Annotated in this window: 1 protein-coding gene; it reads right to left on the bottom strand. The window is 50.6% G+C overall.

Features of this window, described 5'->3' with window-relative positions; translation table 11 throughout:
* Positions 1-245, bottom strand: a 245-nt coding sequence (locus MKR94_RS16800; protein ID WP_241647929.1) for a hypothetical protein, incomplete at both ends; no start/stop codon positions are given.

Here is a 245-nt window from a genome sequence, read left to right as displayed (position 1 = left end):
AGATGAAGGAGAGCGAACCTGAGAGAATACCGTTAAACTCCACCAGCTCATCGCCGGCATTCAGTAGGTTTTGCAGGTTCTCAATAACCGGTAGTCCCGCTCCGACGTTAGTGTCGTAGAGGAACTTACGACGCGACTTCTCGGCAGCGGCTCGTAATTCTTGGTAATAATGCCAGCTGGAGGTGTTTGCCTTTTTGTTTGGCGTCACAACGTGGAAACCTTGCTTCAGGAAGTCGGCATAGAGA

The sequence above is a fragment of the Rosenbergiella metrosideri genome, assembly GCF_022602565.1.
In the GTDB taxonomy this organism is placed as follows: domain Bacteria; phylum Pseudomonadota; class Gammaproteobacteria; order Enterobacterales; family Enterobacteriaceae; genus Rosenbergiella; species Rosenbergiella metrosideri.
The sequence above is the reverse complement of the archived record's forward strand: the minus strand, read 5'-3'. Positions and strand labels throughout refer to the sequence as shown.